This is a genomic window from Zunongwangia pacifica, from assembly GCF_023499215.1.
Taxonomy (GTDB): domain Bacteria; phylum Bacteroidota; class Bacteroidia; order Flavobacteriales; family Flavobacteriaceae; genus Zunongwangia; species Zunongwangia pacifica.
The window spans coordinates 84,693-99,929 of sequence record NZ_JAKHSK010000006.1 but is presented as its reverse complement, the minus strand read 5'-3'; the positions used below and the strand labels follow the sequence as shown (position 1 = coordinate 99,929).

Below are 15,237 nucleotides of genomic sequence, written 5' to 3'. Positions count from 1 at the left end.
TTTTAGCAATAGTTTTATTTTTTTATGGCGGTTAAAATAATGATTCCCAATCGGCCAATAAGAAAGGTAAAAGTACCAAAAATGATGGTGAGTAAGGTTACTTTTAAACCTCCGGCTAATAATTCAGTAGATACATTTCCCCAGGATTCGATCGCATCAAACATTTGTATTAAACCAATAAACTGAAAAAATAATCCACTTACAAAAGCAAATAATCCTACATGATGAATTAAACTGAGCGTTTTTTTGAAAAGATGATCCTGTGCTAATTTTGTTGCAGCAAAAGCAATGAGGCCTAACGTAAGTAAAAAGCAAATTAGGATGGTCCACATGGCAAAAGGGCCGCCTTCATTCATTCTATCGGCTATTTGACCGAAAAATCCACGGTTTTGATACAGTAATAAAATGTACATATTAAATTTTTGAAAGATTGATGAAGCAAACTTATTAGCCTTTTAGCCTCAAAAACTCACTTTGCGATAGATTACAGGATTTTATTGCTTTTCTACATTAAAGATAGATTTTTAGGTGCAATTATCACTAAACTTGTAGAAAACTGACAGTTTTTTGTTATTCATCGCAAAAGTTGAAAACGCATAAATATGGTTAGCATATTTGTAATTTTATGTCGCTAAGTTTAATTTTAAATATTTTAAAGAAAGTCGCATTCCATAGCTTATTTTGGGGGGCTGTACTTTTCTTTTATATGTTCTTTTTTGCGATAAAAGATTCAGATTTATGGTTATCAGCACAATTTTCTCTGGCGTTAATGCCGGTAACCATTGGTACCACTTATACTTTTGCGTATACTTTAATACCCAATTATCTTTCCAAAAGAAAATATTTTTTATTTGGTCTTTATTCGTTTTATGCTTTGGTTATTTCAGCTTCGCTAATCATTTTTTCAGCATTTTATGGCTATCTGCTTAGCGCAGGATTAGAGTGGGAGGGAAGTTATCCGGTTTCTAAAGGCTTAACTTTTATATTTTTTGCCGTATATCTGGTGATAGCATTGGGGTGTGGTTTAAGTCTTACCAAGTCGTATTTTAAAACCTTAAATAAAAATGAAGAGCTAAAAAATACGTTGTTGGAAAATGAATTACAGCTTAAAATTCAGGAATTGCAGTATTTAAAAATGCAAATTCATCCTCATTTTCTATTCAATACCCTAAATACGATTTATGGTTTAGCGCTCACCAAAAAAGATTCGGCTCCGGGGATGATTTTAAAATTGGCCGATTTACTTGACTATATTTTATATGAAACCAAGAAAAACAAAGTGCCTTTGCAACGAGAAATTCAGCACTTAAAAGATTATATCGCGTTGGAAAAACTAAGGTTTGGCGAACGATTAATTGCTGAAATAAGCATTGCTGAATTTTCATTGGATATCGAGATTCCACCAATGCTTTTTCTGCCATTTTTGGAAAATTCATTTAAACACGGAAAATCTTCTGATGGAATTCTGAACTTAAAATTGAAGCTCGAAATTATCGAAAATCAACTTCTGTTTTTCCTTAAGAATTCGGTTGCAGAACGCAAGGAGCTTTTAGACCAAAATTCGGGAATCGGTCTTGAAAATATCCAAAAACGCCTAAAGCATATTTATGCTGAAGCTTATAATTTGGAGGTTTCTATGACAGAGAAATTCTATTCAGTGTCGCTAAAAATCCCTATTAAATTTTAGCATTTCCGGCATCATAATTTTCGTTTTTGTAGCCTAAGATTTAGTATCTTTAATAGGGTAATCCTAATTCTTATTCATTATGGCAAAAGCAAAGTCACCAGCTAAAAATTCGGCTAAAAAAGAACCAGTTTTAAGCTTAAAAGAAAAGAGAGCAGCGAAGGCGGCAAAGAAAACGAACAGAAGCTAAAGTTTTAAACTTAAGATGGTATAAAGAAAGGAGCAAATTTGCTCCTTTTTGATTATCATTTTTTGCGCCTGCGGTTGGCGTTTTTATCGCCTCGTGTTTTAGGCTTTTTATATTTTTTTGCAATTTCCCTTCGGTAAGAACCGCCAAGATTTACTTTTTTGTTTTTTTCTTTTTTCTCGTGAAATGCAGGGCCGGCTTCATCGGTTGGTTTGCTTGGATTGTTAATTTCAATGGCTCTTGGTCGTTCTTCAGGAATTAATTCAGTCGAAATTTTTACTTCCGAAGGAATCTCCATTTTTGGGATTTCCATTTTCATTAACTCCTCGATCGCTTTTAGGTGCTCCAATTCTTTTTCAGTAGTAAAAAGTATCGAATTTCCTGTTTTCTCGGCACGGCCGGTTCGCCCAATCCTGTGCATATAATTTTCAGGATAATTTGGGGTATCGAAATTGATCACGTGAGAAACATCATCAAGATCCAAACCACGAGCCATTACATCGGTAGCGATCATAATTCGGGTTAAGCCCTCATCAAAATCTTCTACGTTTTTTAGTCGGTAATTCTGACTTTTACCTGTATGTACCAGACTAACTTCACCGGGAAATTTTTGTCCTAAACTTTCAAATAATCGATCGGCAATTCGTTTATCTGAAATGAAAATAAGCATCTTTTTAAAGGTTTCCTTATCGCTAAATAAATGCTTTAAAAGATCTGCTTTTGTATTAAAATTGGGCAAAATATAGCCTTGTTGTTTGATGTTATCTAGCGGAGTACCACTCACCGCGATCGAAATTTTCTCTGGAGCGTTAAAATTTTCATTGATCATTTCCTCCACCGTTTCGGTCATCGTAGCAGAGAACATAATGCTTTGCCTGTTGGGAGGTAGCAGTTCGATGATATTGTTCACCTGAAATTTAAAACCAAGGTCTAGCATAACATCAACTTCGTCGATCACGAACTTCTGAATCGATTTTAGTTGCACCGCTCGTCGTAAAACGAGGTCATAAAGTCGCCGTGGCGTGGCCACTACAACATCTAAACCGCGTTGTAACTCCTGTTGCTGGGTATTAATATTTACACCGCCATAAATCCCGGCCACTCTTAAATTGATGTATTTTGCCAGCTTATCGATTTCTTCAACAACCTGTACCACCAGCTCGCGAGTAGGTACCATGATTAAAATACGCGGATTCTTTTGCTTGGAAAATTTAAGCATTCTAAGCAGCGGCAGTAAATAAGCAAAGGTTTTACCGGTACCGGTTTGGGCAATACCTACAACATCTTTTCCAGACATCACAGGCGCAAATGCCTGTTCCTGGATGGGCGTTGGTTTTTGGAAGCCCATATCTTCCAATGCATTGCGCAACGGGGTATTTAAATTAAGGTCTTGAAAACTCACAACGGGAGGTTTAATTTTTTGCAAAGGTAGTCTATGATTCTCAAAGAATTACCCTGAAATCAAGAATTTGTTTGAGAATCGATGTTTTAGACTACTTAATTTAAAAGTTATTCGATCGTTATGGTATAGGTAGCGCTGTATTCTTTACCAGTTTCTAATTCAATAATACCTTCCTTGGTTTTAAAATTTTGATCGGTACTTTCTACATCTGCAATCCCAAGCCAGGGTTCAATACAAACATAAGGTGCGCCAGGTTTTGCCCAAACTCCCAGGTTTTTAAAATCCTTGTAAGAAACGCTTAGTATCGCACCGTGATTTTTGCTTTTTAAGCTTATATGTTTAGAAGGAATATCTTTAAAAATTAAAGCATCGTTATTAAAAAGATCTTTGGTAAGCTGTAGTTTATTACTGTTCTCGATTACTGTTCTGGTATGCTCACTTACTAAGCCGCTTTCTCCTAAAAGATAAGTCTCCAAAGTGAGGTCTTGATCAAATTCAAGATAATAATCTTCATAAGTTTCACCTTCAAAAAGTGGCGCATTAAAGGCCGGATGCCCGCCAATCTGGAAATAAACAGGTTTCTTGTCCAGATTTTTAACCAGGTGGTTCACTTCGATCGATGTAGCTTTTAAAGTGAAACTAAGCTCAAATTCAAACTCAAAAGGATAGATCTTACGTAATTCTTCGTTGCTTTTTATACTGAAGGTAATCGAGGTTTCTGTTTGCTTTTTTACTTCTAGATTTTCGTTATGCCTTATAAAACCATGTCTGGGCATATCGTAAAATTCACCTTCGTATTTAATCTGATTTCCTTTTAAGGCACCAATTACCGGGAATAAGTTTGGTGCATGGCTTCCCCAAATTTCAGGATCGGCCTGCCACATATATTCCTTGTTGTTTTTCAGGTTTTTAATGCTGCATAATTCGGCACCATTATGCTGAATTCCGATTTGCAAATGCTCGTTTTTTAAAATATACATCGTACTTTATTTTCTTCTTATTTTATTCAGTATAAATATAGTATCTCTTCCATTTTTTAGAACATTTAAATGCATAAAGATTTCTTATGGTTTAGATAGAATGTTTCTTTAAGAAACAATTGCCCTTCGCCTTATAAATTGCTAATTTTGAGTAAAAATTATGATGAAAAATATATTAGGATTTGCAGGATCAAACAGTAGTACGTCAATAAATGTACAATTACTAAAAAATCTTATGGATCGTTTACCTTCAGATTATATCACGAAACATATTGATGTTTTAGATTACAGCTTACCGTTTTATGGGGAAGATATAGAAAAGGAACAGGGAGTTCCTGAAAATGCTGAAAAATTTGCGACCGAAATTGCGCAAAATGATGCTTTAATTATCACGATTAACGAGCATAACGGAAGCTTATCAGCATATTTTAAAAATTTAATCGACTGGACTTCACGTTATAAACATCAGTTTTTAGCCGGTAAGAAAATATTTTTAGCCGCCGCTTCTCCTGGGCAGGGTGGTGCTTCCGCTTCGCTAAAATATGCAAAAACCGCTTTTAGTATTTTTGGAGGTGAAGTTGTAGAAACCCTAAGTTTTCCCAGCTTTTACGATAATTTTAAAAATGGAATTGTAGTAAACCCTGAATTAGAAAAAGAAATTACTTCAAAAATAAATACTTTTGCACAACAAACTTCATAAGTGTGCGCAGTACCAAGATTTTTGAACTTTCTGATGTCGATTTATTTAAGCAAAAATTGCTCATCTGGGCTTCTGGTTTTAGAGAAGTCATCTGGCTGGATAGTAATAATTATCCCGATAAATACCGGCAATACGATGCGATTTTGGCAGTAGAAGCTTTTACGGCCATCAAAACCGATGCGGTAGAAGCTTTTGAAAAATTAAAAGAATATCAGCAAACTACGGCCGATTGGATTTTTGGATACTTATCCTACGATCTTAAGAATGATATCGAAAATCTAAAGAGTAAAAATTACGACGGACTTTTATTTCCTGAGCTTTACTTTTTTCAGCCGCAAAAATTATTTTTACTGAAGGGAAACCAGCTTGAAGTGCAATACCTAAGAGTGGTGGATGATGAAATTGATCTGGATTTTACGGAAATTAATGATCTTGCAATTGCTGAAAAAAACTTTGAAAAAGCTCAAAAATCAGTTACTATAAATTCCCGACTTTCTAAAGAAGCATATTTAGAGAAGATTGGGAATATGTTAATGCATATTCATCGGGGCGATATTTACGAAGCTAATTTTTGCCAGGAATTTTATGCTGAAAATATCGATTTAGAGCCTTTGCAGGTTTTTAATGCGCTTAATACGATTTCTAATCCGCCTTTTGCCAGTTTTTTAATCCTGGAGAACTATCACGCGATGTGCGCCTCGCCAGAGCGTTATATTCAGAAGCTAGGAAATAAAGTAGTTTCGCAACCTATAAAGGGAACTGCCCCACGACATAGCGATCCAAAAATTGATGCTTTAAACGCCCAAAAGCTTACTGAAGATCTAAAAGAACGATCAGAGAATATTATGATCGCAGATTTGGTACGAAATGATCTTTCTCGCACCGCAAAAAAAGGAAGCGTAAAGGTAGAAGAATTATGCGAGGTGTATTCGTTTAAGCAGGTACATCAGTTAATTTCAACAATTTCAGCAGAACTTCAGGAAGATATTTCGGCAGTCGATGTGTTGCAAAGTACCTTTCCAATGGGAAGCATGACGGGCGCTCCTAAAATTTCAGCAATGAAAATTATCGAAGAGCTGGAAGAAACCAAACGAGGACTTTATAGCGGAGCGATTGGTTATTTTACACCGGCAGCAGATTTCGATTTTAATGTTGTAATTCGAAGTATTCTTTATAATTCAGAAAATAAATACGCATCATTTTCGGTTGGTGGAGCCATCACCGCACAATCCAAACCAGAAAATGAATACGAAGAATGTATGGTAAAAGCCAGGGCGATGCGACAGGTTTTAGAAGGGAATATATAGAAAAGCTTAAGCGATACTGCTTTCAATAGGTTTAATATTATTAAATTCTTGTTCCTTTAATATTTTTTCTTCTTCTAAATCATAATCGTCTTGTAATCCTAACCAAAATTTGGCAGAAGTGCCGAAAAATCTGGAAAAGCGTAATGCCGTATCCGCTGTTATTCTTCTTTTACGATTTATAATTTCGCTAATTCTAGTTTGAGGAATAAAGGTTTCTTTAGAAAGTCTGTATGCCGTAATCTTTAAAGGATCTAGAAATTCTTCCTTTAATATTTCTCCTGGATGTATGTTTTCTAATTTGTTCATTCGTTAAAATTTAGTGATAATCAATAATCTTTACTTCAAAAGCACTGTCGTTATTCCATTTAAAAATCAATCTCCATTGCCTATTAATTCTAATACTAAAAAATCCTTCTAAATTTCCGCTCAATTTTTCCAAATGATTTGCGGGCGGAATTCTTAAGTCATTTATATGGTGCGCATTATTAATCATTCTTAATTTTCTGCGTGTAACATTTTGAATATTTGGAGGCAGCTTTTTGGAGGCTATTCCACTCCAAATTTTCTCTGCTTCTTTATCTGAAAATGATTTAATCAAGAATATTCTGTCTTTCGTTACTAACGTCAAAGATAAGTGTTTTTTTATAATTTCTATTAAGTCAATCTTAAGTTCAAAAACAGGAAACTTTAAAAGTTGAGCTTATCGAATTTTGTATCTTTGATTTTTATGGAAAAAGCCTTTAAAAATCATGTAAAATCAAGCTTCCCAAATTTGGTGAATGCCAAAATGATTCTGGCGGTAAGCGGTGGTGTAGATAGTATGGTTTTAATGCACCTTTGTAAAAAGCTAAAGCTGGATTTCGCTATAGCCCATTGTAATTTTAACCTGAGAGACCGCGAAAGTGATGGTGATGAAGAGTTTGTAGTACGGGCGGCACAAAATCTTGGGATAAAAGTACATATTCAGCATTTTAATACCACTGCTTTTGCTGAAGAGCATAAACTTTCCATACAAATGGCGGCGAGAGAATTACGATATCGCTGGTTCGAAGAACTACGAATCGCTGAAAATGCAGATTATATTCTGGTAGCGCATCACGCCAATGATTCTTTAGAGACGTTCCTGATTAATTTTGTGAGAAGTACCGGACCAGAAGGATTGGCCGGTATCAAAGCTGAAAATGATAAAATTTTACGTCCATTATTAACATTTAGTCGGCAGGAAATTGAAAACTATGCACGGGAGCACGAGATTTTATGGCGGGAAGATAGCAGTAACGCCTCTACAAAATATCTTCGGAATAAAATAAGGCATCAGGTTGTTCCAATATTCGAGGAAATGAACCCTCAATTTTTAGAAGGCTTTAAAAATACTCAGGAATACCTGCGACAGCAATTAGACCTTGTAGAAGATTATACCGAGCTGATCTATAAAAAAGCCGTTAAGAAAGTCGATTTTGGCTATGCTCTCGATGTACTTTTTCTTCAGCGTTTACCGCATGCGAAAGCGGTTTTATACCAATTGCTAAAAACATTTGGTTTTACCGAATGGAATGATGTTTATAATTTACTCGAGGCACAATCGGGCAAAATGGTGTTTTCCAATACGCACCGATTGGTAAAAGACAGAGATGAGCTTTATTTGACTAAAATCGATCAGTCTCATTTACAAACAACCTATGAAATTGCTGAAAATGAAGAGAATTTTATGCTGCCCAATGCGGCATTTAGTTTCCATCAGGTTTCAGAAATACAGGAAACCAACCGGAATATTATTTATGTAAATGCCAATAAACTACAATATCCTTTAAAACTTCGTCGTTGGCAGGAAGGCGATAGTTTTCATCCATTTGGGATGAAAGGTCGAAAGAAAGTAAGCGACTTTTTTAAGGACAATAAATTATCTTTGCCGCAAAAAGAAAATACCTGGTTATTAACTTCTGGTGATAAAATCGTTTGGATTGTAAACTGGCGGGCAGATAACCGATTTGCGATAACATCCGAAAATCAACCCATATTAAAAATTACCTTTCATCAATGAAAAAAATTATAGCCTTAGCATTACTATTGTTTGCTATTTTACCCCTACAAGCGCAGGTTTTTGATCCATCAATGGCTGGCGGAAGTGGACAGTTTGAAAATCCGGTGACCTGGGAAGCTTCTTTCGAAAAAGAAAATGATAGTATTTATATTATAAAAATTAAAGCCGAATTAGAGGGTAACTGGCATTTGTATTCCCAAAAGGAAGTAGAAATGGATATCGCTCCAATCCCTACAAAATTCACTTTTAATGTTGAAGAAGAAGAGTACGAACTTATTGGAGAAACTTTAGAGCCAGAAGTGGCACCGGTTTATGATGAGGTTTTTGAAGCTAATATTACCTATTTTGAAGAAGAAGCTGAATTTACCCAGAAAATAAAAGTTACTCATCCTGAAGATACCCAGGTTATTGTAGAAGTGTATTATTCGGTTTGCGATGATAAACAATGTTTACCGCCAGAAACCGAACGCTTTACCATTTCCCTTGGGAGTAACAAAGTAACACAGGGATTTACCGATCTAACGGTAGAGGAAGAAGACCAGAGTTTAGCGCAGCAATTAGATATTAAAGTACAGGGCTGGGAAGGCTACGAAGCGAAAAAAGAAGAATCTTCTTATTTAAGTATTTTCTTTTTAGGCTTTATAGGTGGTTTAATTGCTTTATTAACGCCCTGTGTGTTCCCTATGATCCCGTTAACGGTATCTTTCTTTACCAAAGGGGCGCAAACACGTTCTAAAGGAGTGACCAATGCTATATTATACGGTTTCTTTATCTTTTTAATATACGTGCTTTTAAGTTTGCCTTTCCATTTACTGGACAGTGTAAACCCTGAATTGCTGAATAATATCTCGACGAATGTTACGCTAAACGTAATATTCTTTGTGATCTTCATTGTTTTTGCATTTTCTTTTTTTGGGTACTATGAAATCACTTTACCAAGTTCATGGGGAAATAAACTCGATGATAAAGCCACCAGTATTGGTGGGATTATCGGGATTTTCTTTATGGCCGTAACCTTGGCCATTGTTTCTTTTTCCTGTACCGGGCCAATCTTAGGATCACTTCTTGGCGGTTCTTTAAGTAGTGATGGTGGTGCCACCTTACTTTCTATAGGAATGGGCGGTTTTGGTCTGGCACTGGCCTTACCCTTCGCTTTATTTGCGTTATTCCCAAATTGGTTAAATTCCTTACCAAAAAGTGGTGGCTGGTTAAATTCGGTAAAAGTGGTTTTAGGATTTATAGAACTGGCTTTAGCTTTTAAATTTTTATCGAACGCGGATCTTGTAGATCACTGGGGAATTTTAAAAAGAGAAGTTTTCTTAGGAATATGGATTATTTTAGGCATTGGTCTAACCCTTTATCTTTTTGGTTTAATTCGCTTTCCGCATGACGGGCCAAAGCAAAAAATAAGCAAAGCAAGGTTTGGTCTTGGGGTTATAAGTTTGCTATTTGTACTTTATTTAATTCCCGGGCTTACCAACACTTCTTATTCTAATTTAAAATTATTAAGTGGTTTTCCACCACCAATGTTTTATAGCCTTTACGATAAAGATACCAGTGGCCCAATGGGACTGGAAAGTTATCATGATTTTGAAGAAGGTGTACAAGCAGCAAAAGAACAGGGAAAACCAATTATTATCGATTTTACAGGCTGGGCCTGTGTAAACTGTCGTAAAATGGAAGAACAGGTATGGACTGATCCTAAAGTTTACGATATTCTTAAAAACGACTATATCTTAATATCACTTTATGTAGATGATAAAGAAGAGCTGCCAGAAGATAAGCAATTTAATTATGAACGTCCAGACGGCAGTATTAAGAAAATAAAGACGGTTGGAGACAAGTGGGCCACTTTCCAGACCCTAAATTTTAAAAATAATTCGCAGCCTTTTTATGTGCTTTTAGACAGTGATTTTAATCTATTAAACAAGCCAACTGGTTATACGCCAAAAGCTTCAGAATATATCTCTTGGTTGGAAAGCGGACTTCAGAAAAAAGGGGAGCTAGCTAAAAGATAAAAATCCTTTACCATTCGCGGTGTAATTTCTATCTTTAGGGATTAAAAATACAATTCCTGAATAATGAAATTACACCAGCGATCATTACTTTATACGTTATTACTCTTTGTAGTATTTCAGGTTGCTGCACAATCGGGCAGCGATTACAATATAAAAGATCATTACACCAAAACTGAAGTTGATATCCCCATGCGGGATGGTACAAAACTTCATACTACAATTTACTCCCCAAAAGATACCTCAAAAAAGTATCCAATCATAATGCAACGAACGCCTTATAGCTCCAGACCTTATGGAGAAGGGCAAATGCGTTCTATGATTGGCCCTAATCCTTATTTGATGCAGCAGGGGAATATTATCGTTTATCAGGATGTACGGGGACGCTGGATGAGCGAAGGAAAGTACGATAACATGCGTGCTTATATTCCCAATAAAAAAGGAAAGCAGTTTGATGAAGCCAGTGATACTTACGATACCATCGATTGGCTGGTAAAAAATGTAGATAATAATAACGGGAATGTTGGAATGTGGGGAATTTCATATCCAGGATTCTATTCGGTATATTCTTTAGTAGATTCCCATAAAGCTTTAAAAGCCGTTTCACCACAGGCTGGAATATCAGATTTCTTTTTCGATGATTTTCATCACAATGGCGCGTATTTATTAAGCTACTGGCGGGTAACTGCCCTTTTTGGATATCAAAAAGACGGTCCTACGACAGAGAGCTGGTACGAATTACCAGATTTAGGTACTCAGGATCAATATCAATTCTTTTTGGATCATACACCGCTGAGTACTTTAGATGAATATTATAAAGAAGATAACGAATTTTGGCAACAGCTAAAAGACCATCCTAATTACGACGAATTTTGGAAATCCAGAGGGATCATTCAGCATTTAGATGATGTGAAACCTGCAGTGATGATCGTTGGAGGATTATTTGACGCTGAAGATCTATATGGACCATTTAACGAGTACAGGAAAATTGAAGAATCCAGCAATACCTACAATATTTTGGTGTACGGGCCCTGGAGTCACGGTGACTGGGCACGAGAAAGCGGAAGACAGGCGGTTGGTAATGTATATTTTGGCGATAGTATTTCAACAAGATACCAACAAGATTATGAAACTAAATTCTTCAATCATTTCTTAAAACAAAATGGTAAAGGTTCGCTAGATCTGGCCGAAGCACATATCTATGATACCGGTAACCGGGAATGGACAGATTATGAGCAATGGCCTCCAAAAAATTCCGTAGCAAAAACTTTTTACTTAGGGGACGAGCAAGAACTTACCACCGAGCCAACCGAAACGAAACAGGAGTTTGTAAGTGATCCTAAAAAACCGGTGTCTTATAACGATGAAATTAAGACGGTATTTACACCACGTGAGTACATGACCGGCGATCAGCGATTTGCCGCAAGAAGGCCAGATGTACTGGTTTATGAAACCGAAGTTTTAGACGAAGATCTTACCGTAGTTGGTGAAATTGAAGCCATGCTAAATGTTGCAACCACGGGAACGGCAGCAGACTGGGTAGTAAAAGTAATCGATGTTTACCCACCAGATGCAGAAAATTATCCCGAAACTATGGATCATTTAAAAATGAGTAATTACCATATGATGGTACGTAGTGAAGTGATGCGAGGACGTTTTAGAAACGACTTTTCGAAACCTGAGCCGTTTGAGTCCAATAAAAAGACCGATGTAAATATTACTTTGCAGGGAGTAAACCATACTTTTAAAAAAGGACATAAGATACAAATCCAGATTCAAAGTACCTGGTTTCCTTTAATCGATCTTAATCCTCAAACGTATGTAGACAATATATTTAAAGCTGAAAAAGAAGATTTTCAGAAACAAACCCATACCGTATTTGGAGATTCTGCCATCAAATTTTCGGTTTTAAAAAAGTAAAATATAATGCGGAAGAAGTTAAAAAATATAGGCGTTTTTCTGGCACTATTAGCTTTTGCTAGCTGTAAAAATCAGCAGAAAAAAGATTATTCTGAAGCCGAAATTACCGAAGCTTCTGAAAAACTGAATCAATATTTTGAAGAGCAATTTGAAATTGAAGTTCAGGAATCGCCTATGATGCAAACCCAACTGGGTAGAAAAACCAATTATGGAAAATGGGATAATTTTTCTCATTTACGATATGCAGACGAGCTAAAAAAAGCAAGAAAGCGTAAGGAGTATCTGGAAAATATAGATCCAAATTCCTTAAATAAGGAGACCAGTTTAAGTTACGAGCTTTACAAAAGACAAGTTAATAACGAAATTGAAGATTACGATTATCGGTTTTACGATTATCCGGTAAATCAAATGTTTGGATATCATTCCAGTCTGCCGGCTTTTTTAATCAATAATCACAGGATCGATTCGGTAGCAGACGCTACGGCTTATATTTCAAGATTAAAAGGTTTTAAAAAGGCTTTTGAACAGGTGATTGGCGGAATTAAAATTAGAGAACAAAATGGTATTATTCCTCCAAGATTTGTTTTTGAAAAGGTACTTGACGATTGCCGAAATATCATTAAAGGAAAGCCTTTTGAAAAATCTGAAAATGCAAGTACGCTTTTAGCAGATTTTAAGGGAAAAGTTGATAAACTCGAAATTGGTGAAGCGCAAAAAGTAAAGTTGATAAGAGAGGCAGAACTGGTGCTGGTAGATTACGTGCAACCCGCGTATCTTTCGTTAATAGAGATATTGGAAAGTCAACAAAAAAGAGCCAATAGTGACGATGGTGCCTGGAAATTTCCTAAAGGAGATAAGTTTTATAGTCTCACCCTTAAACGTACCACAACAACAGATATGACTGCGGAAGAGATCCATGAATACGGTCTTAATGAAGTGACCAGAATTCAGGGAGAGATGGGGAAAATCATGGAAGAGGTGAACTTTAAAGGTTCGTTACAGGATTTTTTCGATTTTATGCGAAAAGATGAGCAATTTTATTACGAGAATACTCCTGAAGCAAAAAAACGGTATTTAGCTGATGCAAAATCGATTATAGATAGAATGCGTGGCAGACTGGACGATTTATTTTTAACTAAACCCAAGGCCAAAATTAAAGTAAAAGCAGTAGAAGCTTTTCGTGAAGGAAGTGCCGGAAAAGCATTTTATGAGCAGCCGGCACCAGATGGTTCCCGCCCGGGCATCTTCTACGTAAATCTTTATGATATGAAAGCCATGCCAACCTATCAATTAGAAGCTTTAGCGTATCATGAAGGTATTCCCGGCCATCATATGCAAATTGCCATTGCTCAGGAATTAAAAGGGATACCTCAATTTAGAAAATTTGGTGGTTATGGTGCTTATGTTGAAGGTTGGGGATTGTACAGTGAATATTTACCAAAAGAGATTGGGTTTTATGAAGATCCGTATTCCGATTTTGGTCGTTTGGCAATGGAATTATGGAGAGCCTGCCGTTTGGTAGTGGATACCGGCATTCACCATAAAAAATGGAGTAGGGAAGAAGGTATCGAATTTTATAAAAAGAATACTCCTAATGCCGAAAGTGATTGTGTTAAGATGGTAGAGCGGCATATCGTGATGCCAGGACAGGCCACCGCTTATAAAATTGGCATGAAAAAGATACTGGATTTAAGAGAAAAATCTAAAGCGGCTTTAGGCGAGAATTTTGACATTAAAGAATTTCATGATGCCGTTCTTTTGGATGGGGCATTACCTTTAGATGTTTTAGAATCTAAAATTGATCACTGGATTGAAGAAAAGAAATAGATTTAAAATCGTCCTGTATAAGATCACAGGACGATTTTATGATTATAAATTATATAACATTGGAAAATAATACAGAGTTAAAAACCGTAAAGCTGGTAAATAAAGCCAGTACAGAGGTTAATATCGTAAATTTTGGTGCGGCTATAGGAAGTATTAAACTTTATGATAAAAACCATAAAATGGTGAACGTGATCGTTTCACCAAGGATCCAGGACTTACCATCACCCTTAAATAAAACACATAACCAGTGTTTTGGCGCTTCCATAGGAAGATATGCCGGAAGAATTTCTGAAGGAAAATTTGAACTTGATGACAAAGAATTTAGTCTTTATCAGGAAAATGGAGTGCATTTACACGGTGGGGAAAATGGATTTCAGTATAAATACTGGGATATTATTGAAGAAAATCACGACGAAAATCCTTCGGTAAAATTAAGATACTTAAGTAAGCATAATGAAGAAGGTTATCCCGGTAATTTAGAAGTCTTTGTAACCTATACCCTGAATGAAGAAAACGATTTGATTATCGAATACGAAGCAAAAACCGATAAAAAAACGGTTGTAAATTTAACCAATCATGCTTATTTTAACCTTAATGGGGAAGGCAGCGTAAGCGATCACTTTTTAAAAATTAATGCAGATAAGATTTTAGAAATTAACGATAAGCAATTACCTACCGGAAATTTAAACAATCTGCAGGGACATGCTAAAGATTTCGCCACTAACCGTTTGATAGGAAATAGGAATCTGGATGATACTTTTGTGCTTAACAGTGATGGGGACGAGTTATCGGCACAACTTTTTGCACCCTTAACAGGGATAAAATTAGATATGTCTACCAATCAGCCAGCGGTTGTAGTGTACGCGCCAGAATCGTTACCAGAAGATTTAACTTATCAAACCAGAATATCTGAATTTCCTTCTATTTGTTTTGAAGGTCAAAATTTTCCAGATTCGCCAAATTTTAGGAATTTTCCTAATAGTGTCTTGCAACCCGGTGAAACCTACTACAATAGAATCAGTTTTAAATTTAGTGTCAAAAAATAGTAACTTTGACTATAAGCGTATTTTTTACGGTTATAAACTAAAAAAGTAATATCTTTAGCAAAATATTATGAAAATTTTATTTCATTTGGGATTCGATGAGTTTTTATAAATATGGAGGGCTACATCGA

Annotated in this window: 13 protein-coding genes; 8 read left to right on the top strand and 5 right to left on the bottom strand. The window is 35.9% G+C overall.

Features of this window, described 5'->3' with window-relative positions; genetic code table 11:
* Positions 1-14 precede the first annotated feature (14 nt).
* Entirely contained in the window at positions 15-413 is a 399-nt protein-coding gene (locus L1967_RS05880; RefSeq protein WP_249600799.1) for a hypothetical protein, read from the bottom strand.
* Positions 414-625: 212 nt separating this feature from the next.
* On the opposite strand from L1967_RS05880, the gene L1967_RS05875 reads away from it, so the two are divergent.
* Positions 626-1,687, top strand: coding sequence for a sensor histidine kinase (locus tag L1967_RS05875; RefSeq protein ID WP_249600798.1), 1,062 nt, complete (start codon positions 626-628; stop codon positions 1,685-1,687).
* Positions 1,688-1,929: 242 nt separating this feature from the next.
* On the opposite strand, the gene L1967_RS05870 is transcribed toward L1967_RS05875, so the two are convergent.
* Together L1967_RS05870 and L1967_RS05865 are read right to left on the bottom strand one after the other, a co-directional pair.
* Entirely contained in the window at positions 1,930-3,273 is a 1,344-nt protein-coding gene (locus tag L1967_RS05870; protein ID WP_249600797.1) for a DEAD/DEAH box helicase, read from the bottom strand.
* 107 nt (positions 3,274-3,380) lie between these two features.
* Positions 3,381-4,253, bottom strand: a complete 873-nt coding sequence (locus L1967_RS05865) for an aldose 1-epimerase family protein (protein ID WP_249600796.1) — start codon at positions 4,251-4,253, stop codon at positions 3,381-3,383.
* A gap of 160 nt (positions 4,254-4,413) precedes the next feature.
* On the opposite strand from L1967_RS05865, the gene L1967_RS05860 reads away from it, so the two are divergent.
* Together L1967_RS05860 and pabB are read left to right on the top strand one after the other, a co-directional pair.
* Positions 4,414-4,953, top strand: coding sequence for an NADPH-dependent FMN reductase (locus L1967_RS05860; RefSeq protein ID WP_249600795.1), 540 nt, complete (start codon positions 4,414-4,416; stop codon positions 4,951-4,953).
* A 2-nt stretch (positions 4,954-4,955) separates the two neighbouring features.
* Complete coding sequence (gene pabB / locus L1967_RS05855) at positions 4,956-6,260, top strand: aminodeoxychorismate synthase component I (RefSeq protein WP_249600794.1); 1,305 nt, start codon at positions 4,956-4,958, stop codon at positions 6,258-6,260.
* Positions 6,261-6,266: 6 nt separating this feature from the next.
* Here the strand turns inward: pabB and L1967_RS05850 are convergent, their stop codons facing one another.
* Positions 6,267-6,566, bottom strand: coding sequence for a HigA family addiction module antitoxin (locus tag L1967_RS05850; protein WP_249600793.1), 300 nt, complete (start codon positions 6,564-6,566; stop codon positions 6,267-6,269).
* A gap of 10 nt (positions 6,567-6,576) precedes the next feature.
* Entirely contained in the window at positions 6,577-6,858 is a 282-nt protein-coding gene (locus tag L1967_RS05845; RefSeq protein ID WP_249600878.1) for a type II toxin-antitoxin system RelE/ParE family toxin, read from the bottom strand.
* A 129-nt stretch (positions 6,859-6,987) separates the two neighbouring features.
* On the opposite strand from L1967_RS05845, the gene tilS reads away from it, so the two are divergent.
* From tilS to L1967_RS05820, 5 genes are all read left to right on the top strand, one after another.
* A complete protein-coding gene (tilS, locus tag L1967_RS05840; RefSeq protein WP_249600792.1) occupies positions 6,988-8,301 on the top strand; it encodes a tRNA lysidine(34) synthetase TilS in 1,314 nt (437 codons plus the stop codon).
* A complete protein-coding gene (locus tag L1967_RS05835) occupies positions 8,298-10,319 on the top strand; it encodes a protein-disulfide reductase DsbD family protein (protein ID WP_249600791.1) in 2,022 nt (673 codons plus the stop codon). The genes tilS and L1967_RS05835 overlap by 4 nt, the downstream gene beginning before the upstream one ends.
* A 63-nt stretch (positions 10,320-10,382) precedes the next feature.
* On the top strand, positions 10,383-12,236 hold the full coding sequence (locus tag L1967_RS05830; RefSeq protein WP_249600790.1) for a CocE/NonD family hydrolase: 1,854 nt from the start codon (positions 10,383-10,385) through the stop codon (positions 12,234-12,236).
* A 6-nt stretch (positions 12,237-12,242) separates the two neighbouring features.
* The gene (locus tag L1967_RS05825; RefSeq protein ID WP_249600789.1) at positions 12,243-14,063 is read left to right on the top strand and encodes a DUF885 domain-containing protein; all 1,821 of its coding nucleotides are present in this window, start codon (positions 12,243-12,245) and stop codon (positions 14,061-14,063) included.
* A gap of 59 nt (positions 14,064-14,122) precedes the next feature.
* Positions 14,123-15,109, top strand: a complete 987-nt coding sequence (locus tag L1967_RS05820; RefSeq protein WP_249600788.1) for an aldose epimerase family protein — start codon at positions 14,123-14,125, stop codon at positions 15,107-15,109.
* Positions 15,110-15,237 lie beyond the last annotated feature (128 nt).

What these genes read in the sequence shown, in the direction of transcription:
- L1967_RS05880 (WP_249600799.1), bottom strand. Translation starts at nt 413, where the DNA reads ATGTACATTTTATTACTGTATCAAAACCGTGGATTTTTCGGTCAAATA.
- L1967_RS05875 (WP_249600798.1), top strand. Translation starts at nt 626, where the DNA reads ATGTCGCTAAGTTTAATTTTAAATATTTTAAAGAAAGTCGCATTCCAT.
- L1967_RS05865 (WP_249600796.1), bottom strand. Translation starts at nt 4,253, where the DNA reads ATGTATATTTTAAAAAACGAGCATTTGCAAATCGGAATTCAGCATAAT.
- L1967_RS05860 (WP_249600795.1), top strand. Translation starts at nt 4,414, where the DNA reads ATGATGAAAAATATATTAGGATTTGCAGGATCAAACAGTAGTACGTCA.
- L1967_RS05850 (WP_249600793.1), bottom strand. Translation starts at nt 6,566, where the DNA reads ATGAACAAATTAGAAAACATACATCCAGGAGAAATATTAAAGGAAGAA.
- tilS (WP_249600792.1), top strand. Translation starts at nt 6,988, where the DNA reads ATGGAAAAAGCCTTTAAAAATCATGTAAAATCAAGCTTCCCAAATTTG.
- L1967_RS05835 (WP_249600791.1), top strand. Translation starts at nt 8,298, where the DNA reads ATGAAAAAAATTATAGCCTTAGCATTACTATTGTTTGCTATTTTACCC.
- L1967_RS05830 (WP_249600790.1), top strand. Translation starts at nt 10,383, where the DNA reads ATGAAATTACACCAGCGATCATTACTTTATACGTTATTACTCTTTGTA.
- L1967_RS05825 (WP_249600789.1), top strand. Translation starts at nt 12,243, where the DNA reads ATGCGGAAGAAGTTAAAAAATATAGGCGTTTTTCTGGCACTATTAGCT.